19 protein-coding genes are annotated in these 21,368 nt (G+C 67.6%); 10 read left to right on the top strand and 9 right to left on the bottom strand.

All coding sequences use genetic code 11. From position 1 onward, the window contains the following. Positions 1–220 precede the first annotated feature (220 nt). Genes IPI67_11015 through IPI67_10990 form a run of 6 tightly spaced genes read left to right on the top strand, consistent with a single transcriptional unit; the run spans position 221 to position 5,205 of the window. Entirely contained in the window at positions 221–1,363 is a 1,143-nt protein-coding gene (locus IPI67_11015; protein ID MBK7580725.1) for a 4Fe-4S dicluster domain-containing protein, read from the top strand. After that, on the top strand, positions 1,354–1,824 hold the full coding sequence (locus IPI67_11010; GenBank protein MBK7580724.1) for a cyclic nucleotide-binding domain-containing protein: 471 nt from the start codon (positions 1,354–1,356) through the stop codon (positions 1,822–1,824). The genes IPI67_11015 and IPI67_11010 overlap by 10 nt, the downstream gene beginning before the upstream one ends. Continuing rightward, entirely contained in the window at positions 1,821–2,645 is an 825-nt protein-coding gene (locus IPI67_11005) for an FAD/NAD(P)-binding protein (GenBank protein ID MBK7580723.1), read from the top strand. Before IPI67_11010 ends, IPI67_11005 begins: the two co-directional genes overlap by 4 nt. Positions 2,646–2,647: 2 nt before the next feature. Further along, positions 2,648–3,445 carry an oxidoreductase gene (locus IPI67_11000; protein ID MBK7580722.1) on the top strand — a complete coding sequence of 266 codons (798 nt, stop codon included), beginning with the start codon at positions 2,648–2,650 and terminating at the stop codon, positions 3,443–3,445. Further along, positions 3,442–4,740: a Ni/Fe hydrogenase subunit alpha gene (locus tag IPI67_10995; protein MBK7580721.1), complete on the top strand. Its 1,299-nt coding sequence runs from the start codon at positions 3,442–3,444 to the stop codon at positions 4,738–4,740. The genes IPI67_11000 and IPI67_10995 overlap by 4 nt, the downstream gene beginning before the upstream one ends. After that, positions 4,741–5,205, top strand: coding sequence for a hydrogenase maturation protease (locus IPI67_10990; protein MBK7580720.1), 465 nt, complete (start codon positions 4,741–4,743; stop codon positions 5,203–5,205). A 78-nt stretch (positions 5,206–5,283) separates the two neighbouring features. On the opposite strand, the gene IPI67_10985 is transcribed toward IPI67_10990, so the two are convergent. The 8 genes from IPI67_10985 to IPI67_10950 all read right to left on the bottom strand — a co-directional run bounded on the left by IPI67_10985 (position 5,284) and on the right by IPI67_10950 (position 16,435). Then, positions 5,284–5,796, bottom strand: coding sequence for a hypothetical protein (locus IPI67_10985; protein ID MBK7580719.1), 513 nt, complete (start codon positions 5,794–5,796; stop codon positions 5,284–5,286). A gap of 74 nt (positions 5,797–5,870) precedes the next feature. Next, positions 5,871–7,148 (bottom strand): HlyD family efflux transporter periplasmic adaptor subunit, encoded by a 1,278-nt coding sequence (locus IPI67_10980; GenBank protein MBK7580718.1) that lies wholly within the window; start codon positions 7,146–7,148, stop codon positions 5,871–5,873. A 3-nt stretch (positions 7,149–7,151) separates the two neighbouring features. Continuing rightward, a complete protein-coding gene (locus IPI67_10975; protein MBK7580717.1) occupies positions 7,152–9,515 on the bottom strand; it encodes an FtsX-like permease family protein in 2,364 nt (787 codons plus the stop codon). Further along, a complete protein-coding gene (locus tag IPI67_10970) occupies positions 9,512–10,234 on the bottom strand; it encodes an ABC transporter ATP-binding protein (GenBank protein ID MBK7580716.1) in 723 nt (240 codons plus the stop codon). Before IPI67_10970 ends, IPI67_10975 begins: the two co-directional genes overlap by 4 nt. A 145-nt stretch (positions 10,235–10,379) precedes the next feature. Beyond that, on the bottom strand, positions 10,380–10,649 hold the full coding sequence (locus IPI67_10965; GenBank protein MBK7580715.1) for a sterol desaturase family protein: 270 nt from the start codon (positions 10,647–10,649) through the stop codon (positions 10,380–10,382). Further along, positions 10,631–13,453 carry an AAA family ATPase gene (locus IPI67_10960; protein ID MBK7580714.1) on the bottom strand — a complete coding sequence of 941 codons (2,823 nt, stop codon included), beginning with the start codon at positions 13,451–13,453 and terminating at the stop codon, positions 10,631–10,633. Before IPI67_10960 ends, IPI67_10965 begins: the two co-directional genes overlap by 19 nt. A 30-nt stretch (positions 13,454–13,483) precedes the next feature. Beyond that, the gene (locus tag IPI67_10955) at positions 13,484–13,786 is read right to left on the bottom strand and encodes a hypothetical protein (protein ID MBK7580713.1); all 303 of its coding nucleotides are present in this window, start codon (positions 13,784–13,786) and stop codon (positions 13,484–13,486) included. 189 nt (positions 13,787–13,975) lie between these two features. After that, complete coding sequence (locus tag IPI67_10950) at positions 13,976–16,435, bottom strand: glycogen/starch/alpha-glucan phosphorylase (protein MBK7580712.1); 2,460 nt, start codon at positions 16,433–16,435, stop codon at positions 13,976–13,978. A 118-nt stretch (positions 16,436–16,553) separates the two neighbouring features. Here IPI67_10950 and IPI67_10945 point away from each other — a divergent pair, with 118 nt between their 5' ends. Genes IPI67_10945 through IPI67_10930 form a run of 4 tightly spaced genes read left to right on the top strand, consistent with a single transcriptional unit; the run spans position 16,554 to position 20,814 of the window. Beyond that, on the top strand, positions 16,554–17,054 hold the full coding sequence (locus IPI67_10945) for a hypothetical protein (GenBank protein MBK7580711.1): 501 nt from the start codon (positions 16,554–16,556) through the stop codon (positions 17,052–17,054). 60 nt (positions 17,055–17,114) lie between these two features. Then, entirely contained in the window at positions 17,115–18,488 is a 1,374-nt protein-coding gene (locus tag IPI67_10940) for a serine/threonine protein kinase (GenBank protein ID MBK7580710.1), read from the top strand. Continuing rightward, positions 18,488–19,543, top strand: a complete 1,056-nt coding sequence (locus tag IPI67_10935) for a hypothetical protein (GenBank protein MBK7580709.1) — start codon at positions 18,488–18,490, stop codon at positions 19,541–19,543. Before IPI67_10940 ends, IPI67_10935 begins: the two co-directional genes overlap by 1 nt. Continuing rightward, positions 19,537–20,814: a hypothetical protein gene (locus IPI67_10930; GenBank protein ID MBK7580708.1), complete on the top strand. Its 1,278-nt coding sequence runs from the start codon at positions 19,537–19,539 to the stop codon at positions 20,812–20,814. Before IPI67_10935 ends, IPI67_10930 begins: the two co-directional genes overlap by 7 nt. A gap of 4 nt (positions 20,815–20,818) precedes the next feature. On the opposite strand, the gene IPI67_10925 is transcribed toward IPI67_10930, so the two are convergent. Continuing rightward, positions 20,819–21,133, bottom strand: a complete 315-nt coding sequence (locus tag IPI67_10925; GenBank protein MBK7580707.1) for a hypothetical protein — start codon at positions 21,131–21,133, stop codon at positions 20,819–20,821. Positions 21,134–21,368 lie beyond the last annotated feature (235 nt).

Below are 21,368 nucleotides of genomic sequence, written 5' to 3'. Positions count from 1 at the left end.
GTCGGGTTTCGGCCGACCGACTCCCACCGCCGACCGGTTGACTGCGCAGGCGTTGCGCGAGCGGGCCTCGTCAACGCAACTCGGACGGATTTCGCCTGGCGGTGCACACACAGTTCCGGCGGAAACGCGTCCGCGTTCTGGCACGCATCCTGAATCCGCAGGCCGTGTCCGAGCGAGCGCAGCGCTGTGATGACCGCGGTCGGTCGGACGGAGCACACCGATGGACGCCTGGCTGATGCCTCGACCCGCACTGGGAGCGCTCGTGAGCGCGCTCCGCTCGCGCGGCTACGACGTCGTCGGGCCAACGCTTCGGGACGGGGCCATCGTGATTGACTCCATCACGAGCGACGCCGAGCTCCCGGCGGGCCTTGGTGACACCCAGGAGCCGGGTCGGTACCGCGTAGCGGCGCGGCTAGACGCCGCCGTCTTCGGCTACGCCGTGGGCGTCAGCTCGTTCAAGAAGTACTGCCTCTTGCCCGAGGAGCGCCTGTTTCGAGTGCACCGCGAGGGCAAGTCGCTGCGCTTCGCCCAGGAGCCCATGGTCACGCGAAAGCTGGCGCTGCTCGGCGCCCGCGGCTGTGATCTCGCCGCGCTCCGGCTTCAAGATCGTGTGCTCGGCAATGATCGTCATCGCGACGAGCGCTACGCCGCACGTCGCGCCGAGGTCATCGTGGTTGCCGTGCACTGTGGCTCGCCATCCGCAAGCTGCTTCTGCACGTCCATGGGGACTGGTCCGCGCGCCGCGGCGCCGTGGGATCTGGCGTTGACGGAGCTGATTGACGGCGGGCCACACCGTTTCATCGTGGAGACCGGCAGCGCCATCGGGGTCACGCTGGTGCAGGAGCTCGCGCTCGTCTCGGCGAGCCACGCCGATCGGGCGCTCGCCGCCAAGATCCCGGTCGCCGCGGGCGAGCGCATCACTCGACACCTGGAGACCGCGGGCCTGCGCGAGCGACTCGCCGCAAACGCCGAACACCCGCGTTACTCCGACCTGGGTACGCGCTGTCTGGGCTGCGCAAACTGCACCCTCGTGTGTCCAACCTGCTTCTGCACGACGATCGACGACTTCACCGAGCTCGATGGCTCGAGCGCCGAACGACGTCGACGCTGGGACTCGTGTTTCACTCTCGATTTCAGCTACCTGCACGGGGGCTCGGTTCGCCCCAGCGTCGGCGCGCGTTATCGCCAGTGGTTGTTGCACAAACTCTCGACCTGGCACGACCAGTTCGGCACCTCGGGCTGCGTCGGTTGTGGCCGCTGCATCACCTGGTGCCCGGTCGGCATCGACATCACCGAAGAAGCGGCCGCCGTCTCTCGTCCCAGCAAAGCCGTCGGAACCCCGGAGGGAGCCCCATGGAAGTAGAATCGCTCGCACGTTCGCTGGCTGAGCAACCCTTCTGCAAAGCGCTCACCCAGTCGCAGGTCGAGTTCTTGGCCGGATGCGCCAAGAACGCCCGCTTCGACGCCGGCGAATACCTGGTCCGCGAGGGCTCGGCCTCCGAATCGATGTTCCTGATCCGGAGCGGGACGGTCGCGCTCGAGAACTACCTCCCGGGCAGGGGCTCCCTCAAGATCGACACGTTGGTTCCGGGCGACGTCCTCGGCTGGTCCGTGCTCTTGCCGCCGTTCCGCTGGCACCTCGACGCGCGTGCGCTCGAGCCCACACTCGCGTTTGCACTGGACGCGAACTGTGTGCGCGGGAAGGTGCAAGCCGACCACGGTTTCGGCTACGCCCTCACGCTACGGCTACTGGCCGCCGCCGACGAACGCCTGACGCAGGCCCGCCTGCAACAGCTGGACGTGTACAAAGCGGAGCTTCGATGACCGACGCGCTGTTCCCCGAACCGATGGCGATCTTGCGCATCCGCAACGAGACGGCCGACACCTTCAGCTTCGACCTCGACGCCAGGCCACGGGGCGGATTCCGGTTCGCACCGGGGCAGTTCAACATGCTCTACGCCTTCGGTTTCGGCGAGGTGCCCATCTCGATCAGCGGCGACCCGCTGAGACCGGGCGTGCTGACTCACACGGTGCGAGCAGTCGGCCCCGTCACGCGCGCGCTGCAGGGCTTGAAAAAGGGCGACGTCATCGGCGTACGCGGACCGTTCGGCACGCCCTGGCCGGTGGACGAGGCCCAGGGCAAGGACGTGCTCCTGGTCGCGGGCGGCATCGGCCTCGCACCCCTGAGACCCACCATCTACAGCGTGCTGTCTCGGCGCAAGGTGTTCGGACGCGTGTGCATTGCGTACGGCGCCCGAACGCCGGGCGACCTGCTCTACACCAAAGAAATCGCGCGCTGGCGCGGTCGCATGGACGTGCAGCTCGAGGTCACGGTGGACCGCGGCGATCCGGAATGGCGCGGACAGACGGGTGTGGTCACGAAGCTGCTCCGACACTTCGACTTCACACCCCACGACAGCGTCGCGATGCTGTGTGGGCCCGAGGTCATGATGCGTTTCGCGTCGCGTGAGCTCGAGGGCCTCGGCATGCCCGCGCCCCGCATCTACCTCTCGATGGAGCGCAACATGAAGTGCGGCGTCGGTTCGTGTGGACACTGCCAGCTCGGTCCAACCTTCATCTGCAAAGATGGCCCCGTCTATCCGCTGACTCAGCTGGTGCGCCTGATGAGTGTACGGGAGCTCTGAGCATGAGAACGACTCGAAAGCCCAAGCTCGCGGTGTTCAAGCTGGCCTCGTGCGACGGTTGCCAGCTCAGCCTGCTCGACTGCGAGGACGAGCTGCTGGCGGTGGCCGGGGCGGTCGACATCGCGCACTTCCTCGAGGCCTCCAGCCGTGTGCTGCGCGGCCCCTACGACCTCACGTTGGTCGAAGGCTCGATCACGAATGAGCACGATCTCGACCGCTTGCGCGCCATCCGGGCCAACAGCAAGAAGCTCGTCACGATCGGTGCCTGTGCGACCGCCGGCGGGATCCAGGCGCTCAGGAACTACGGGGACGTGAGCGAGTACACGCGGGTGGTCTACGCCCGACCCGAGTACATCCACACGCTCGCGAGGTCGACGGGCGTCGCGGAGCATGTCCGGGTCGACTTCGAGCTACGCGGTTGTCCAGTCGACAAACACCAGCTGCTCGAGGTGCTGAACGCCTTCCTCAATGGGCGCCCGCCGCGCGTCGCGAACCACTCGGTGTGTCTCGACTGCAAGCGCGCCGGCGCGGTGTGTGTGATGGTGGCCCAGGGGATCCCCTGTCTCGGGCCGGTCACGCACACCGGCTGCGGGGCCCTCTGCCCCCGCTACAGCCGAGGCTGCTTCGGCTGTTTCGGCCCGGCCGAGAGCGCCAATCCGCCCGGGCTCAGGTCGGCCCTCTCGAAGGTCGGCACGAGCAAATCCGAGATCGCGCGCCTGTATTCGACGTTCAACGCCGCAGCACCCGCCTTCCACGGCGAACATCGAAGCCTCACCGCGGAAAAGGACGAGGCGAAATGAGCAAGAACACCCGCACCATCAACGTCGACTACCTGGCGCGCGTCGAGGGCGAGGGTGCACTGACGATCCGCTTCAAAGGCAATGAACCGAAGAGTGTGGAGCTTCGCATCTTCGAGCCGCCGCGCTTCTTCGAGGGATTGCTGCGGGGCAGATCTCAGCTCGAGGCTCCGGACATCACCGCACGCATCTGTGGCATCTGCCCGGTCGCGTACCAGATGAGCGCTTGCCACGCCATCGAGGACGCCGTCGGCGCGGAGCTGACGCCAGAGATCCGCGCCCTGCGCCGGCTGCTGTATTGCGGGGAATGGATCGAGAGCCACGTGCTGCACATGTTCATGCTGCACGCGCCGGATTTCCTCGGTTACCCCGACGCCATTCACATGGCAAAAGACCACGGCGAGCTGGTCAAGACCGCGCTGCGCATGAAAAAGGCCGGCAACAACCTCGTCAGCCTGGTCGGCGGCCGCGAGATCCACCCCATCAACGTGTGTGTTGGAGGATTTTATCGTGCGCCGACCGAGACTGAGCTTCGGACTCTGCTGCCAGAGCTTGCCTGGTCGAAGGCGGCGCTCGAGCTCGTGCTGCCGATGCTGGGCGGGCTCCCCTTCCCCGAGCTCGAGCGTGAGCTCGAGTTCGTGAGCCTGAAACACCCCGAAGACTACCCGTTCTGTGAGGGACGAATGGTATCGAGCGCGGGGCTCGACATCGACGTGCACGACTACGAGGCGCACTTCGAAGAGCAGCACGTCGAGCGCTCGACGGCTCTCCACTCGGTGCACCTCGGTCACGGAGAGTACGTCGTCGGGCCGCTCGCTCGATTCAATCTGTGCTTCGAGCAGCTCAGGCCTTTCGCGCGCCGGGCGGCCGATTCGTTGGGGCTGCGCCCGCCACTCGTCAATCCGTTCAAGACCCTGCTGGTGCGTGCGATCGAGGTGCTGCAAGCCCTGGATGAGGCCAGCGCGCTGATCAAGAGCTACACCCGACCCGCCACTGTCCGCGTGCCAGTGCCGCTGCGCAAAGGGGTTGGCATGGCGGCCAGCGAGGCGCCTCGGGGCACGCTCTACCATCGCTACCGAGTCGACGCCGAGGGACTGATCGAGGAGGCCAAGATCACACCGCCCACCTCGCAGAATCAGAAGGCCATCGAGGCCGACCTTTTTGCGATCGCCCGACGGCTCGCCGACATGCCCCACGCGGAGGCCACTCGCCTCGCGGAGCAGACCGTGCGCAACTACGATCCGTGCATCTCGTGCTCGACGCATTTTCTGAAACTGCGTGTGGAGCGGGAGGATTGAGTGACGGTCCGGGTCATTGGCCTGGGGCAGCGCGCCGCCGGCGACGACGGCGTGGGGCTCGCCGTCCTGGACGCGCTGAAGGCAGAGCCGCCCCCGAGCACCGAGCTCTCTTGGGTGTCCGACGCGGCGCGGCTGGTGGAGCTGACCCAAGACGCGGAGCTGGTCGTGCTGGTCGACGCGGCGCTCGATGCCGGACCCGCCGGCCAGGTCAGTGAGCTCGCGCTCGGCGCGCTCGACGAGAGCCCACTCTGCTCGGTCTCGACCCACGGCCTCAGCGTCGCGCAGACCCTCGCGTTGGCCGGGATGCTCGCTGGTGGGAGCCTGCCCGCCGTCCGCATCATCGCCATCGCGATCGAACGCCCCTCAGCCTACTCGACGACGCTCTCGCCCCCCGTCGCGGCTGCCGTGGTCGTCGCGGCACAGAGGGTCCGTGACCTCGTGCTTGCGCATCGCCGCCCGGAGTGACGCCCTCCCCCATCCTCGTGTGCGCGTTCCCGCCTCCGACGCCTCCGCCAAAGTGTCGCCCTGCGATGCCCCGCGTGGCTACTTGAGCCGCGCCTTCAGCTCCGCCAGCTCGTCCTCAATCGCGGCTTCGTCCAGCTCGCGCGTGGCGGTCTTCTCCTCGACGTCACGCTCGGGTCGAGCGGGCGCGCGCGCACTGGCGCCCTCACTGACGCGTCTGGGCGCAGGCGCCCGCTGCTTCTTGCTGGCTGCGCTCACGACTGGTGGAGCAACGTCGGGCTTGGTATCGCCCCGCGTGCGCCAGCGATGCCGACCATAGAGCGCCAAGAGGCCCACCAGCCCAAGCAGGAAGAACCACTGCCAGTAGTTCACCACCATCCCGATCACACCGAGCACGAGCAAGAGCCCCACCACGCTCATCGCGATCAGCTTGGTGCGCTTCTTCTTGGCCAGCGCCGCTTCCTCCGCCTTGCGTGCTGCCCGCTCTTCATCCGTCGACAGTGCGTCATCGAGGGCTCGCTCGGCAGCCTTTTTCGCGGCGTCGAACGCAGCCTTGGCCGTCAGCTCGTCGGCGGCTCGTTTCAGGTCGGCCATCCCCAGAACTTACACCGCGCGGGCACCCGCGACCTCACGAGAAATCCGCCGTCGTCTCTCCGGCGGCTACACCGTCACCTCGCCTCGATCTGCACACCGTCGCGGATGCGATCGCTGGGGTGGAGCACCACACGTGTCCCGGCCTCCAAACCCTCCGTGACCTCGACCCGCCGCTGCGTGCGCAGCCCGAGCACAATCGGGTTCAAGCGCGCGACCTCACCTTCGATCCGGAACACTGCCCAGCCGGAGTCGTGCCGAAACACCGCGCTCGCCGGCACTTGCAGCGCGTTCGGGTTCTCCTCCGTCACGATCTCGGCCTTCACGCGATACCCGTCACCCAGGTGCTGCCAGGCCTCCACCGGGCCTGCGGGCTCGAGCACCACGTTCACCCGCTGCTCCTCGACGCCCAGCGCGGAGAGGCGCGTGAACGCAGATGGCTCGACGATCCGCACCCGGGCGGGCAGCGGCGGCCCGCCCCACTCGACCAACAACGCGGACGACCCCGGGTGGATCCGCACGGCATCGCTGGTGAGCACGTCGGCAACCGCCTCCAGCGCGCGCGGATCGCCGAGCTCGACCAGCGGCGTCCCCGCTTGCACCACACCTTCACTCTTGTGAAGCACCTTGAGCACACGCCCGGCCACCGGCGCCATCACCAAGAGCTGCTCCTCGGCGCCGGGTTTTGCTTTTTTGCCCAGGCGACCGAGCGCTGCTCGGGCCATCTCCACCTCGTAGTCCGCCACCTTGGCGCCGAACTTCGCCGAGTCGAGATCCGCCGCTGCCGTGCGCTGGGCCAGCTCTGCCTGGTCGACGCTGTCCTTTGCCACCGCACCCTCGGCAAAGAGTGAGCGCTGGCGTTCTCCGTCCTTCTTCACGAAGTCCTGGTGGGCTTTCGCTCGCTCGACCAGCGCGCTCGACTGGCGCTGCGCCGCCAGCGTCGCGGCCACTCGTGCCTCGGCGCTCAGCTTCGTGCGTTCGTCCAGCAAAGCCGGCGCGAGCGGCACGATCCTCGCGATCAGATCGCCCTGTTTCACCGGATCGCCGGGGTCGAGCTCGATGCGGGCCAGGCTGCCGGTCAGCGGCGCGGAGACCACGTAGCGATCCTTGACCCGCGTCGCGCCGTCTTCATCGACGGTGACCCGAAGCTCGGCGCGCTCTGCGGCCGCCACGTCCACCAGCGCGGGTTTTGGCAGCATCGCCACGACCAGCAGCGCAACCAGACCGCCGGCGAGCGCGAGCAGAAATCCCCGCTTGATCCAGCGTTCGAGCGAGCGCCCGCGTTTGCCCCGGCTCTGGCCGAGCCGAGGCCCTGCCGCGGACGCGCTTGTTTCGTCGAGCTCTCGTTCGCTCATGTTTCACTCCCGTGTCTTCAGCACTCCGATCAAATCGAGTTTGTCGAGCCGGCGCCGGACCAAGAGCGCCGAGACCATCGCCGCCGAGAGCGCTACCAGCAGCGCCAGCGCGTAGCTCTTCGGCGTGATCACCACCGGCATCCGCCATTGTTCGGGGTCGACGCCCGACGTGAGCCCGACTACCAACCATTTTCCGAAGAGCAGCCCGAGCGGCAACGCGAGGGCCACCGAGATGGCCATCTCACCCAGCAAGATCCCGGAGATCTCCCGGCGGGTGAAGCCCAGCACCCGGAGGCTCGCGAGATCTCGCGCGCGCGTGGAGAGTGCGACCCGAGCGTTGTTGTAGACCACACCCACCGTGATGGTGGCAGCGAACAGCATGATGATGGCCGCCATCGTGGTGATCATGCTCGCGCTCTGGTTCTCGAAGCGCTCCAGCAGATTCGCACGGCGCGTCACGCTGCCGATGAACGGCATGTTCTTGAGGTGTGCATCGACGTTGGCGGCGCGCGCGGGGTCCACGGTCAGGAGCGCCAGATTGACCTTGGGCTCCTCCCCCATGAAACGTGCGAGGGACTCCTCGGTCATGTGCCCTTGCAGTCCGAAGGCCTCGTCGATCGTGCCGCTGACACTCAGCCAACGTCTTCCGCGCTGGCCTTCGTGAACCTCGACCTCGATCCGGTCCCCGACCGAGACCCCCAAGATCTCCGCCAGCACGTCCGTCAGCACCACGCCATCTGGCGGCAGCCGCGCGACCCGGGCGTAGCGGTCCCGCAGCTGCCGCAGCTCTCCCTCCGCCGGGTAGCCGAAGATCACCCCGTCACGGTGCGCCGCGCCGGCCCGGAAGCGCACCGGGAGCGCTCGCAGCCCCTCCGCGCCGAGCACACCGTCGATCTGTTTCAGATCGGACAGCGCACGTTTCGGGCGCTGCTCGATGAAGCCAACCGTCAGATCTTCCCGCATCACCTCGTGAAACTGCGTCTGCACGAGGTAACGGATACCGTCGTAGTACCAGCCCCCCACGACCATCAGGCCGATCGAGACCGCGATCGCCAGGGAAGAGAACAGCGTCCGCAGCGGACGGCGCTGGAGCTCGCGCACGATCATGTGGAGCGACGGTCCGACCCAACGAGCCAGGCCCAGGAGGTCGATGAGCGAGCGTCGATAACGCGCCGGCGCGGGCGGCCGCATGGCCTCGGCGGGAGGCAGACCCACGACCTGCCGCACCGCGCCGAACGCACCGAGCAACGCAGCGCCGAGGCTGACGAGCACGGCCGCGCTCGCGCTCTTTGGGTCGAAGCGAAACACGAGATTCGGGAACTTGAAGTACTCGGCGTAGAGCTCCACCATGCGACCTCCGAAGAATGCGCCGATCCCCACCCCGACTGCCGCACCGAGCACCGCGATCACCAACGCGAGCTCGAAAAAATGAAAGCCCACCTCCCGATTGCTGTAACCGACCGCCTTGAGCGTCGCGATCTCCGGTCTTTGCAGGTGCACGAGCCGTGAGAGCACGACGTTCACCAGTAGCGACGCAACGAGCAAGAAGATCACCGGCAAGACCGTCGACATGCTCTCGAGCTGAGCGAGCTCACCGTCGATCGCCCGGTTGGACGGCTGCATCGACGTGCCATATGCGCCAGTCCCGCCGTAGGGTTCGAGCAGCCGGTCCAGGGCGTCGATCACCGCCGGCTCGCTCGCACCCGCTTGGAGCGCGACGCTCAGCGAATTGAACGCGCCCTGCATGCGAAACGTCGCGCTGAGCAGCTCACGGTCCAGCCAGACCACCGCGAACCGCGTCAGATCCGGCGCGGCCTCGCCGGCGCTGATGGCAAACACGAACTCCGGAGACATGACGACGCCGGCGATGCGGAAGGAGCGTTTCTTGCCGTTCAGAACCAGGGGCAGGCTGTCGCCGGGACGCAGCTTGCGAGCGACGGCGAAGGACTCGATGAGCAGGATTTCGTCGCTGCGCCCTGGCTCGAGCCAACGGCCGTCGCGCAGGTGGAGCTGATTCAACCCCGCCACCCCCTCAGCCTCGGCGGAGAGCACCTGGACTCGGATGGGCTCAGCCACGTCCGGCAGCGGCATCATCGCGACCTCCGACACACTCGTCTGGACGCGGAGTACGCCGGGCAGGTGCTCGACGCGCGAGCGCAGGGACTCCGGCGCACGCTCGAGCCGCGCGAACACGTCGGCAAAGCGTTGCCGCTCATAGAAGCTCGTGCGCGCGAGCTGAATGGAGCTGTACGTGCCGCGGAGGGCCACGAACGCGGCGATGCCCGCCGCCACGACCAGCGCGATCGTGAGCATCTGGCCCTTGAGACGCAGCAAGTCGCGGCCGAGCTTCTTGTCGAGCGCCCTCACCATCGCAGCTCCTTCGCCGCCACGCGCTGGGCATTCACGCCGATGCCCGCGATGCGTCCGTCCTTCAGAGTGACCACCCGATCGGCCATGGCTGCGACCGGGGCGTTGTGGGTGATGACCGCGGTCGTGGTCCCGAGCTCTCGGTTCACGCTCTCCAGCACCTCGAGCACCACGACACCGGTCTGGTAGTCGAGCGCTCCGGTGGGCTCGTCGCAGAGCAGCAGATCGGGCCGTTTGGCCACCGCGCGTGCGATCGCAACTCGCTGCTGCTCTCCACCCGAGAGCTGCGCCGGAAAATGGTCGAGGCGCGCGCCGAGGCCCACCAGGGAGAGGGCCTCCTCGGGTGTGAGCGGGTCGCGCGCGATCTCGGTGACCAGCGCCACGTTCTCTCGGGCCGTCAAGCTCGGGATGAGGTTGTAGAACTGGAACACGAAGCCGACGTGCTCACGCCGATACTGGGTCAGCAGTCGTTCGTCGGCGTCAGTGAGATCGTGATCGCGATAGCGCACGGTCCCGCTGGTCGGGACGTCGAGCCCGCCGAGGATGTTGAGCAAGGTGCTCTTGCCGCTGCCCGAAGCACCGACGAGCACACACAGCTCGCCAGCGAAGAGACTGATGTCGACGCCCGAGAGGGCGTGCACGTCCACCTCTCCCATCCGGTAGACCTTGGTCAGGTCTCGGCCTTCGAGGACGGCTTCTGGGACGCTCGGCACGACCATCGCGCCTGAAAGGTGCAGCTGCCGTGCCGCCGCGAAGCGCTGTTCAACCGCGGCAATCCTCGCGGCCGCCGCGCAGATCTGAACGGTTGGGCGCCGGCGCGCCGAAAACTTTGCGGGAGAGTCGGGGTGGCAGACGAAGCGGGACTCAGACCTGCCCGACCTCGAAGCGCGACGACCGCTCGGCTTGCTCCACTGAGCGCGGCGGGTCGCCGACGTCGCGGCCCATCAACATGGAGCCTACACGAGCCGACGCCCCGTCCCAGAAGCCCTGCTCCGCGTTGAACCCGCTCGGATTCCGGAACGTCCCGAACAGCAGATCCCAAACCGGCACGTTGCCGTAGTTGTAGGCGTGCAAGCCGCGCGCGTGGTGCACCGAGTGCGCCTCGGGTCGCTGAATCAGGTACCCGACCCACACCGGAGTCTCTCCCCGAGCGCCGCGCCCCCGTCGCTGGCCAGGGTCAGGACGTGGATCTCCTCGTCTGGGCGCTCGACCAAACGCGCCAGGAGCTGCATGCCGCGCGAGTCGCGTACGAATACCCGGGTCCGTCCTCGGACCACCCACCAGCCGTCCTCCTCTTGGCTCGAGACCAGGCTCAGCGCAGTGGGAGCCTGCACGTCCGCCGCGTCGTTCCCGCTCGGCTCCGTCGTCAATTGCCTGCGCGCGCGCCGGGCCAGCCCCGTCATGCCGAGCTCGTCGGCCAGCGACGCCGCGTCCACGAAATGGGGACGCGCGGCCTCGGAGCGACCCGCGCGCTCGAGGACACCGGCCAGATCATGGGAGATCTGTGCAACCCATGGGCGGTGCCCGCGCTGTTCGGCCAGAGCTAGGCAGATACGGAGCGCCGACTCGGCCTCATCGACACGCCCGAGCACCGCGTCGAGCAGCGCCATCAAGCGCAGCACCGGCCCTTCGTAGGTGACGACCACGTGACTACCCGAGACCTCGCGCTCGGTCGTCGCTGCCAATCGTTCACGCAGCCGAGCGGCCGCAGCGCGATCGCCCGCGCACAGGTAGCTCTCCGCGAGCAGAGGCCAGAAGGAGGGATCTTGCGCCAGATCGAAGTGCGTCGAGGCAACGCCCAAAAGCGCAGCGCGCACGCCGTCGGGGTCCTCCAAGCGCGCGGCGTGTGCTGCGCGGAGCAACTGCCGAAACCCCTCACCGGCGCCACTCACGCGCAGTGTGGTGTCGAGGCTCGCCGTCGCGCGAGTGTACTCCTCATCCAGGTGCATCAATCGGGCACGAAAGCAGCGGTGCAGCGCCAACGAGAGCGATATCGAGGGTTCGTCGACCAGCGGTGCGAGCTGCTCGACCTCGACGATGTGGCGTTCTGATTCGGCGAAGCGCCCCACAGCCAAGGCCCGCATCGACGACAAGAGGAGGGCGCGGCAGCGAATTGCGGGGTGGCCCAGGAGCAGGGACGAAGCCAGCACACTCTCCACTTCGCGCTCGAAGAGCTGGAAGTTACCCGAGACGACGGCGTCGATCGCCAGGCGAGCCCGCGCGCGCGACGAGCGCACCGGGTCGTTGTTCTGTTCGGACAAAGCGTACAGCTCATGCCACAGCGCGACGCGCTCCTCGATCGGCGCAAAGTCCACGAGCGCTGAGCCGGCGGTAAAGAGCACCTCGCAGAGCAGCGCAGGATCATGGAGGCGGCGGGCCCGTTCGATGACGGAGCGCGCCATCTCGACCGGCAGCATCGGATCTTCGTGGGGCTGGAGCGCAGCGGCAAGTCGCGCACCGAGCCGGCACCCGAGCACTTCGTCGCGATCGCCGAGCGCGCTGATGGCTTCGTTGAGTCTGTCGACCAGGGCAGGAACGACCACACCCGCGTGCAGCTCGCCGCCCAGCGTCAGCACCGCCCGCCCGAGCAAGCTGGGATCGCGCGCGGCTCGGGCCTCGGAGATCAGCTCGTCCGCCAGCCGTCGACACTCGGCGTATTGGCCCGCGCGAAGCGCAAGGGAGGCCGCGTGCAGGCGCTGCTCGGCTGAAGCCGGCGGCAAGAGCCCGCTCCGCCGCAGGGCGTCGGCGCGCTGACACATGGCGTGGGCCCGATCGAACGCAGCGCTCGTCTCGAGCAAGCTGAGTGACCGCTGCAACAGACCGAGCGCGTGCCCATCATCTGGCTCCGTGAGTCCCTCGAGGGCGTGACGGGCACGCTCGAGCGCCACGTCGGCACCCTCTCCAAGTCGTGCCAGCGCCGCCTCGGCGCGCTGATGCAAATCGGCGCGTTCCCGTGGCGGCAGGGCGTCCTCCAGCACGTCTCGCACGAGCACGTGCCGAAAACAAAAGCGCCCTGGCTCGATCTCTTCGACCAGACGCGCCGAGAGCGCGGGCAGGAGCTCGTCCACGACCTTGGCCGCCAGGATGCCTTGAACCAGCGCCACGTCGCGAGCGCTGAACTCGCGACCGAAGATCGCTGCGGCCGCGAGCACGCGGCGAGTCGCCTCGGGCAACAGCTCGATTCGTTCGGAGACGACGCGTTTGACCGTGGTTGGCAGGCCCGCGATGTCGGCGGCAGTAGCGCCGGATTCGGCCACGCGCCGCGCACACTCGATCACGAAGAAAGGATTGCCGCCCGTGAGCGTGGTCAGCTTCGCAAGCACGTTGCCGGACAGCTCACGCCGGGCATGGACCCGGGCGAGGTCCGAGATCTCGGGTGCGCTGAGCGGCACCAATCTGAGATCGATGCCATCCTTGGCGAGCCGGGTCAGACGTCGCGAAGCGCGGTCACCCAGCCGCGGATCGTCGAGGCGGGCAGTAACCAGGATCAGCACCGCCAACGACTGGACGGGGAGCGACAGGTAGACGAGCAGATCGAGCGTCTGGAGGTCGGCCGCGTGCAGGTCTTCGAGCAAGATGCAGATCGGGCGTGAAGAAGCCCGGCCCGCGAGCGCAAGCAGCACCCGTTCCCAGAGCCTGAACCGGCTGACGTCCCCGTCTTGCTCTGCATTTTCGACACCGAGCGCACGAAACGCGTTGCCGAGGGGAAATAGCGGCGGCGCGTCGGCAAACTCCCAGGCGCGCCCCGACAGGACCTCGAAGCCGAGCCGGTGGGCGCTCGCGCTCACTTCGCCTGCCAGCGCGCTCTTGCCCAGGCCGGCCTCGCCGGATAGCACGCTCACCGCGCCGCGACCTTGCCGCGCACTTTCGAGCGCGCGCTGGAGGATAGCGAGCTCCGACCGGCGGCCAATCAGAGTCGATTCATCGCCGTCGCTCACGTTGATCCCCTCGACCGCCCCTGCAACTCTTCAGCGCGAACGACCGCGCCCGGAAGCACTCACGAGCCCGCGCCGCGCACGCCGGCGCCGCCCGAGCGCGAGCGCAGTCAGCGCGACCCCCATCCACACCCAGGGCGCCCGCGGCTCGGAGCGCGGCGCACGACAGCTGCAGTCTCCCTCGTCTCGGAGCACACTCGTCGACTTCCCTGCGCTGCCACCGGTGCCCGCACCGCCTGCGTCGAGCCCACCGCCGCCACCGGTCCACGCGCCCCCGGCTCCCGCACCGGCCGCACCTCCGGTTCCGGTCGTCGAAGGCACGACGTTGACCCGCATGCGAAGTAGCCGTTTCGTCCTCGGCGTACCCCGAGCATCCGGCAACGAACAGGCTCGACGCCGCGAGCGCCAGGCAGAGCCGAGTGCGCACCATTTGTCGAGGCTACACGAAAGCGACGCAACCTAGAACGGCGACCTCGGGCGGGGGTGCGTGGCTTGACCCGAGACCTCGGTGCCCCGCTGCGCCCGCTACGCGGGCACACCCCAGATGTCGCGAGCATAACCCTTCAGCGTCCGGTCGGAGGAGAAGTGACCCATGCGTGCCACGTTCAGGATCGAGCGCCGGGTCCAGGCGCTGGGGTCGGCGTAGGTCCGCTCCAGGACCGCGTGGGTGCGGGCGTAACCGCGGAAGTCCGCCAGGGTGAAATAGCGATCGCGCGTGACGAGCTCGTCGACGAGACTGCGGAACGCCGGGGGATCATCCGGGGAAAAAAGCCCGTTCGCGATGGCGTCGAGGGCGTCCCGAAGCTCGGGATCGGCGTGGAGGATCGGAGCCGGATCGTAGCTCTTGCGGCGGGCTTCGACCTCCTCGGCGGTGAGCCCGAAAATGAAGATGTTCTCGTCGCCCACGGCGTCTTTGATCTCGATGTTCGCACCGTCGAGGGTGCCGATGGTCAGGGCGCCGTTCAGCGAGAACTTCATGTTGCCGGTGCCGGAGGCTTCCATGCCCGCCGTGGAAATCTGCTCCGAGACGTCGCTGGCTGGGATGATCATCTCGGCGGCGCTGACTGAATAATTCGGAACGAAGAGCACCCGCAAGAGATGCCGTGTGCTCTCGTCACCGTTCAGCTTGGCTGCCACTGCGTTGATCAAATGCACGATACGCTTGGCCACCGCGTAGCCGGGCGCGGCCTTGCCACCAAAGACGAATGTCCGCGGCACGACATCGACGTCGCGTCTGTTGCGACAGCCGAGGTACAGCGAGACGACGTGGAGCACGTTCAGCAGCTGGCGTTTGTACTCGTGGATGCGCTTCACCTGAGAGTCGATCAGGTGCGTGGGGTCGAGCTCCAGGCCGTGCACCCGCCGCAGCCAGCGGGCAAATCGCTCCTTGTTGCGTTGTTTGATCGCGCGCCACTCGGCGTGAAATTCCAGATCGTCTGCCAACGGGACCAGGCGCTCCAGCTGATCCAGGTCCGTCACCCAGGCAGGCCCGATGCGCTCGCTGATCAGTCGCCCGAGCTCCGGATTGCACTTCAGGACCCAGCGCCGCGGCGTCACGCCGTTGGTCTGGTTGATGAATTTGCCGGGATACAGCTCGGCAAAATCTCGGAACAGGTCCTCGCGGATCAAGCGCGAGTGGAGCGCCGACACGCCGTTGACTTTGTGGCTACCGACGATGGCCAGATGCGCCATGCGCACCTGCTTTTCCCCGCCCTCTTCGATCAAACTCATGCGCGCGACGCGGGCGTCGTCACCCGGAAAACGCTTGCGAACTTGCTCCAGCAGGCTCTGGTTGAGCTCGTAGATGATCTGCAGGTGACGTGGCAGAAGCCGCTCCAGCAGCCAGACCGGCCAACGCTCCAGGGCCTCGGGCAAGATGGTGTGGTTGGTGTAAGCAAAACACTGCCGGGTGATCTCCCACGCCTCACCCCAGGCCATGCCGTGCCGATCGACCATCAAGCGCATCAGCTCGGCCACCGCCAGCGCAGGATGCGTGTCGTTGAGTTGAAAGACCGCGTAGCGGTGAAGATCGGTGAGATCTTCGTGCCGCGTCAGGTGCCGTGCCACCGCGTCCTGCAGCGTGGCGGAGACCATGAAGTACTCCTGCTTCAGCCGCAGCTCCTTGCCCGCCAGCTGCGAGTCGTTGGGGTACAAGACGCGGGAGATCGTCTCGGTCGCAGCCTTGTCCTCCACCGCTTTGATGTAGTCGCCCTGATTGAAATACGAGATGTCGAACGCGCGCGTGGCTTTGGCGGACCAGAGTCGGAGCGTGTTCACGACGCCGTTTTGATAACCGGGCACCGGCGTGTCGTAGGCGACCGCAAGCACCTGGTGGGTGTCGACCCACTCGTGAACGCGGCGCCCGCGGGAGCCGGTGTACTGGATCACCCGCCCACCTAGGTGCACGGCGTAGCGCCGCTCCGGGCGCTCGAACTCCCAGGGGTTGCCGTAGCGGAGCCAGGGGTCTGGCCGCTCGAACTGCTCACCCTTGACGATGTCTTGGAGGAAGATGCCGTACTCGTAGCGGATGCCGTAGCCAATGCCGGGGATCCCCAGCGTCGCCATCGAGTCCAGGAAACAGGCGGCCAACCGCCCCAGACCCCCGTTGCCGAGACCGGCGTCCTGCTCTTGTTCGGCCAGCTCGCCCAGCGTCACGCCCGCCTCCCGAAGCGCCTCGTCCATCTGCGCGTGGCACCCCAGGTTCAGCAGGCCATCTTCCAGGAGCCGCCCCAGCAGATATTCCATCGACAGGTAATAGACCCGCTTAGGTTGCTCGTGGGCGTAGGAAAGGGACGTGCGGGTCCAACGGTCAGCCATCCGATCGCGCGCCACGCGGGCCGCCGCTATGAAGTGATCGAGGTGCGTCGCCACGCTGGGGTCTTTGCCCTGTGTGTGCCGGACGTGATTCACGAAGCTACGTTGCAGCGCGTCCCGATCGAGAGCGAGCTCGTCCGAGTCCCTGGGCAATCTGGGCTTTTGGCTCATGCGAGCGGATAAGCTACCAGACGCGCTGCGGCGTTTCGCACCTGGTTTCGAGCGCGTACGATGTTAAGCTGGTGGGAACGGACGCCAGCCGGAGTGCGTTCCTGAAGCCATACCCTTCATGTCTCCAAGACAGCTCGTACCCGTCCTCCTCGTTGCCTTGGGGCTCGTCGGCTGCAACCGCCGGCCGAGCTCAGACGGGGTCGCAGCACTGGCAGCGAGCGCAACGAGCGCGCCTGCTCCGTCACCGCCGAGGCACGTTCGGGCCATCGGGCAGCTCGGCCCAGGCCGCGGCACGCTCGTATTGTCCCTGGAGCCGCCGAAGCACGGAAAACTCACTGCGGGCGGCCCCCTGAGCGTCGAGGGACGCGGCGAACATCTGGGCTTTCCCCTGCGCATCAACGGAAAACTCGACCCAGCCAAGCTCCCGCTGCGCATTCCCATCGACGTGGCAGACGGGGCAACCGGCCCGGCTCACCTGAAGCTCTCGTACTACTGGTGTGAGACCGGCGAAGGCTCATCTTGCCGCCCGGAACGCGCCGATCTGGTCGTCGACTTGGACACCAGCGGGGACGCGGAGGGCGGCGAGGCGCACCTGTCCTATCTGGCTGCCGGCTCCTGAGCGCGACGCAGATCGCGATATTCACGGCCCGCGGCTCGGGATCCAGCTAAAATCCCGCCGATGCCTCGGCGCGCCGACCTCTCACCCGAATCGGAGGACTCCGATACCTGGGTTCCCGCGCCGGGCACGGTGATCGCCGGCCGCTACCAGGTCGAGGGGCTGCTCGGGAGCGGCGGCATGGCCGCCGTCGTCAGCGCAATCCAGGCGGAGCTCGGGCGCCGAGTCGCAATCAAGCTGCTGCCCCCGCGGGCCGCCAGGAGCGCACTCGGGGTGGAGCGATTCCTGCGTGAGGCGCGGGCCGCGAGCGCCATCGACAGCGATCACGTGGTCAAGGTGTTCGAGGTTGGCCGCGCCGACAGCGGGCTGCCTTTCCTGGTGATGGAGTTCGTGGTCGGGGCACCGCTCGCAACGATGATCAATCACCGCGGCGCGCTGCCCCTGCAAGAGGGACTGGACTACCTGCTGCAGGCGATGGTTGCTGTCGCGCACTGCCACGCCATTGGCATCGTGCATCGGGATCTGAAACCCGAGAACATCATGGTGCTGGAGAACCCCGGGCAGCGGGGGCACGTGAAGGTGCTCGACTTCGGAATTTCGAAGGCGGAGTGGCTGGAACAGGAGCACACACCCAGCCTGACCGGCACGAGCGACGTATTCGGCACACCGACACACATGTCGCCCGAGCAGGTGCGCAGCTCGAAGAGTGTGGATCACCGCACCGACATCTGGTCGCTGGGTGTCGTGCTCTACGAGATCGTGACCGGCAAGCCGCCGTTCATGGCGGAGTCGCTGCCGGCGCTGGCAGCAATGATCGTCAGCGACGAACCGGTGGCGCCCTCGATCTTGCGCCCGGACGTACCGCCGGAGATCGAACGCGTGATCGTGCGCTGCCTGGCCAAGCGCGCCGAGAACCGCCCTCAGACGGTGCAAGACCTGGCTCTGGAGCTGGCGCCGTTCGCGGCCCCGGCGTCGCGCGCCCACATCGATCGAATCCTTGCCATCGCGAGCGCAAGATCCCGGGTGACTGCGCCGGGCAGCTCGGCGGTCTCGGGGCCATACGCCGCCGTGCGCAGCACGGCCAGCGCTTGGGGCACGACGCAGCAGAAGCGTTTTGCAACTCGCCGCGGCCTCGTGGTCGGCGCGGGCGTTGGACTGGTTCTGTTCGCGGCGGTTGCCACCGCGCTGATCGTCGTCGCGCGCCTGCGCCCGACTCCCGTCGCGCCCGAGTCTGCCATCGAGCTCGATCCGGCCGTCGGAGTGCCTGCGGAGTCTCCGACGAGGCCCGCTGCGCGTGCGCCGGAGCCAGTCCCGAGCATCACTCCGCGGGCGAGCGTTGCGCCTCCCGCCCCGAGTAGCTCGGCGCCCCAGCCCGAGCGCCCCAGTCCGAAGACCGCTCCGCGCACGAGCCCGAACCCGCTCTCCGATCGGTACTGATGCGTTCGACTCCAGGTAGCACCAGCAAGCGAAGAGCTTCTCTGAGCGCGCGCGGCTCGTGGCTGGGCCGCGGCATCGTTCTCGCGCTGATCGTCCTCTTGCCCGTCCGCGCCCACGCGGATCCGTCACCTTCGGATCGCGCAGCCGCCGAAGCGTTATTTCGAGACGCCAAGAAGCTCTTCGCGAAGAAACAATTCCGGGACGCCTGCCGCAAGCTGGAAGAGAGCCAACGACTCGATCCACAAGGGGGCACGCTGCTCAACCTGGCGGTGTGTCACGCGCGCGAGGGCCGCTCTGCCAGCGCGTGGGTCGAGTTCCAGGAGGCCATCGACCTCGCCAAGAAGGCCAAACGCAGCGATCGGATCCGTCTGGCAGAGCGCGAGCTGAGGCAGCTCGAGAAGAAACTCGCACGCCTGACCATCGAAGTGCCGGCGGACGCACGCGTGCCAGGGCTGTCGATCCAGCGTGGGGGCGAGCCCCTGGGAGTCGGCGCCTGGGGCACCGCTGTCCCGGTCGACCCGGACGTCGAGGTCGAGATCGCGGCGACCGCCGAGGGTTACAAGTCGTGGCACACCACGCTGAAGGTGGGCTCGGCCGAGCAGAAGACCCTGGTCGTGCCCAAGCTCGAGAAGCTGCCTCCGAAGCCCGCAGTCAGTGCCGAGCCCGCTCGGCCTCTCGAGAAGAAACCCGACGGCACCAAGACCGGACGCATCGTTGCGTACGTCGCGGGCGGTGTCGGCCTGGTCGGCCTGGGCGTAGGCAGCTACTTCGGATTTCGGGCGCTCTCGAAGAAGAACGCAGCGGAGAAGCACTGCAACGGCAGCTTGTGCGACGCCAGCGGCCTCGAGCTGAACGAGCAAGCCGGAGATGCCGCGGTGGTGTCGAACATCGGTTTTGGCGTCGGGCTGGTGGGCCTCGCCGTCGGCACGTTTTTCTTCGTGACCTCCGCACCCGAGCGCGCGAGCCCCGAAGCTCCCGGCAAAAGCGCGAGGGTTCGGGTGGTTCCTTCGATCGGGACGCGCTCTTCCGGTATCCTGATGTCCGGTAGATGGTGAGCCTTCCTCGCTCCGCCGCGCTCGTCCTGGGCGCGCTCGCACTCGCCAGTGCGTGCCAGGCGGTGATCGGCCTCGAGGACAAACAGCTCGACCCGAAACCCGGCAGCGGTGGCGCGGCGGGTACGGGCGGTGCGGCGGGCAGCAGCGGCGACGCCGGCGGCGCCGGCCCCAAGGGCTCCGACGCCGTGCCGCCCAAACGACCGCCCGGGCCGACCACCCCGGGCGGTGGTGCCACGCGTTGGTTCGCCGCCAAGACGATTTTTCTCGGAACCTACGACCCGGTGACCAAGAAACCCGACAGCACCGCGTGGCGGCGCATCGGCCACAACGTCGACGGTGAGTGCACCACCGCGGAGATCTCCAAGAGCAATACGTCGTCGACCTGCGTACAACCCAAATACGCCCCGCCGGATTCCCTCGAAGACGGTGACGACTGCCGCGACAACGCAGCCGGGCGCCTGCTTGCTGTCGGGATCCAGGTCGTCCCATTCAGCTTCGAGCCCGAGCTGCATGCGGGTCTTTTGACGGGCGAGACCGCCACCTACCTGCTACGCCTCGACGACCTCGCAGACGGTCCCGACGATCCCTACGTCAGGGGCTCGTTGTACGTGACCGTGCCGCGGGATCCGACCCTGACCAAGCCGCCCAGCTGGAACGGCTCCGATCAGTTCGTCGTCGATGTGGCGTCGGTCGACACGTCCGGCGTCGGTGACGCGGGTACCGGTGACGCAGGTGCGAGTGACGCGAGCGCGAGTGACGCAGGCGCAGGCGACGCGGCGAGCGAGGCGGGCTTGCCGTCCTCCCTGATCGAGAAACCCCTGTTCGTGTTCGAGACGGGCTACCTCTCGAAGAACGTCTGGGTCAGCGGTGACCTCGGGGAGTCCCCGCGCGTGGTGCCGCTCTTTGCGTTCGACCGCTTGACCATCGTCGACACGGTCACCACCACGTTCACACTCGAGCTCACGCCGCAGCATGACCAGGCCGAGAGCTCACAGCTGTCGGTAGCGATTGGGACCAGCGAGCTGGAGAAGAACTTTCGACCCATCGCCCTGGAGCTCACGAACTGCGTGGTTCCGCTCCAGAAGATCTTGATGGATAGCTACGTGTTGCCCGCGCGCGATCTCGGCACGGGCCCCACCCTGAAGACCCCTGGCACGCCTTGCGAGGCCGAGAGCTTTGCGTTCGCGTTCGAGTGGAAACCCGTCAAGGCGCCGGTGACGGTCGCTTCAGGGCTCACGAAGCCGGCGAAGTGCGGCGACGGCGGCACCTGACGCGTCAGGCTGCCGAGGCGCTGATCGGGGCGATCACCGGGAGCCCGGCGTGCTCACAGTCCTGGGTGAGCTGCCGGGTGCTGAGCGTGAAGCGCATGCCGACGTAACGAGCAATCTCGTTCGCGGCGACGCGCAGCTCGGCGGTGGTCGGAATCACACTCGGGACCGGCTGTACGCGGCAGCGGGCGCGAGCCAGCCGATAGGCGGCGATGGCAAGGCCACCCGCACCGTCGAGGAGCTGCCGATACAGGGCTCGGTTCTCCGCCAGGTGCCGCAGCCATTCCGTGGGCCGCTCGAGCTCGTCCGTCGTGACCTTCATGACTCGCGTTCCTCTCCGTGCCAAGGGCGGTCCCCCGCCGAGACCTGCGGACCGCCCGCCGTCGTCAACCGGACACCTGGCCCGTCCCCCGGCACCCGGGCAGGGCACCTTGCGAGCCTTCTCGTGATAAACGAGCGTTGCCACGGGAGCCGCCCGAAGGACAAATTTTGCGCGCGCCGTGGCTCCTCGCTGGCGGGCAAGCTCCAAGAAGGCGCCGGCGTAATTGACGTCGAGG

It is taken from the genome of Myxococcales bacterium (assembly GCA_016706225.1).
Taxonomy (GTDB): domain Bacteria; phylum Myxococcota_A; class Polyangia; order Polyangiales; family Polyangiaceae; genus JADJKB01.
This window is presented reverse-complemented; position numbering and strand designations above follow the sequence as displayed.

Coding starts and splice junctions, on each gene's coding strand:
- IPI67_10995 (MBK7580721.1), top strand. CDS start 3,442: ATGAGCAAGAACACCCGCACCATCAACGTCGACTACCTGGCGCGCGTC.
- IPI67_10950 (MBK7580712.1), bottom strand. CDS start 16,435: ATGAGCCAAAAGCCCAGATTGCCCAGGGACTCGGACGAGCTCGCTCTC.
- IPI67_11010 (MBK7580724.1), top strand. CDS start 1,354: ATGGAAGTAGAATCGCTCGCACGTTCGCTGGCTGAGCAACCCTTCTGC.
- IPI67_10925 (MBK7580707.1), bottom strand. CDS start 21,133: ATGAAGGTCACGACGGACGAGCTCGAGCGGCCCACGGAATGGCTGCGG.
- IPI67_10945 (MBK7580711.1), top strand. CDS start 16,554: ATGTCTCCAAGACAGCTCGTACCCGTCCTCCTCGTTGCCTTGGGGCTC.
- IPI67_10980 (MBK7580718.1), bottom strand. CDS start 7,148: ATGAGCGAACGAGAGCTCGACGAAACAAGCGCGTCCGCGGCAGGGCCT.
- IPI67_11005 (MBK7580723.1), top strand. CDS start 1,821: ATGACCGACGCGCTGTTCCCCGAACCGATGGCGATCTTGCGCATCCGC.
- IPI67_11015 (MBK7580725.1), top strand. CDS start 221: ATGGACGCCTGGCTGATGCCTCGACCCGCACTGGGAGCGCTCGTGAGC.
- IPI67_10930 (MBK7580708.1), top strand. CDS start 19,537: ATGGTGAGCCTTCCTCGCTCCGCCGCGCTCGTCCTGGGCGCGCTCGCA.
- IPI67_10970 (MBK7580716.1), bottom strand. CDS start 10,234: ATGGTCGTGCCGAGCGTCCCAGAAGCCGTCCTCGAAGGCCGAGACCTG.
- IPI67_10985 (MBK7580719.1), bottom strand. CDS start 5,796: ATGGCCGACCTGAAACGAGCCGCCGACGAGCTGACGGCCAAGGCTGCG.
- IPI67_11000 (MBK7580722.1), top strand. CDS start 2,648: ATGAGAACGACTCGAAAGCCCAAGCTCGCGGTGTTCAAGCTGGCCTCG.
- IPI67_10935 (MBK7580709.1), top strand. CDS start 18,488: ATGCGTTCGACTCCAGGTAGCACCAGCAAGCGAAGAGCTTCTCTGAGC.
- IPI67_10955 (MBK7580713.1), bottom strand. CDS start 13,786: ATGCGGGTCAACGTCGTGCCTTCGACGACCGGAACCGGAGGTGCGGCC.
- IPI67_10940 (MBK7580710.1), top strand. CDS start 17,115: ATGCCTCGGCGCGCCGACCTCTCACCCGAATCGGAGGACTCCGATACC.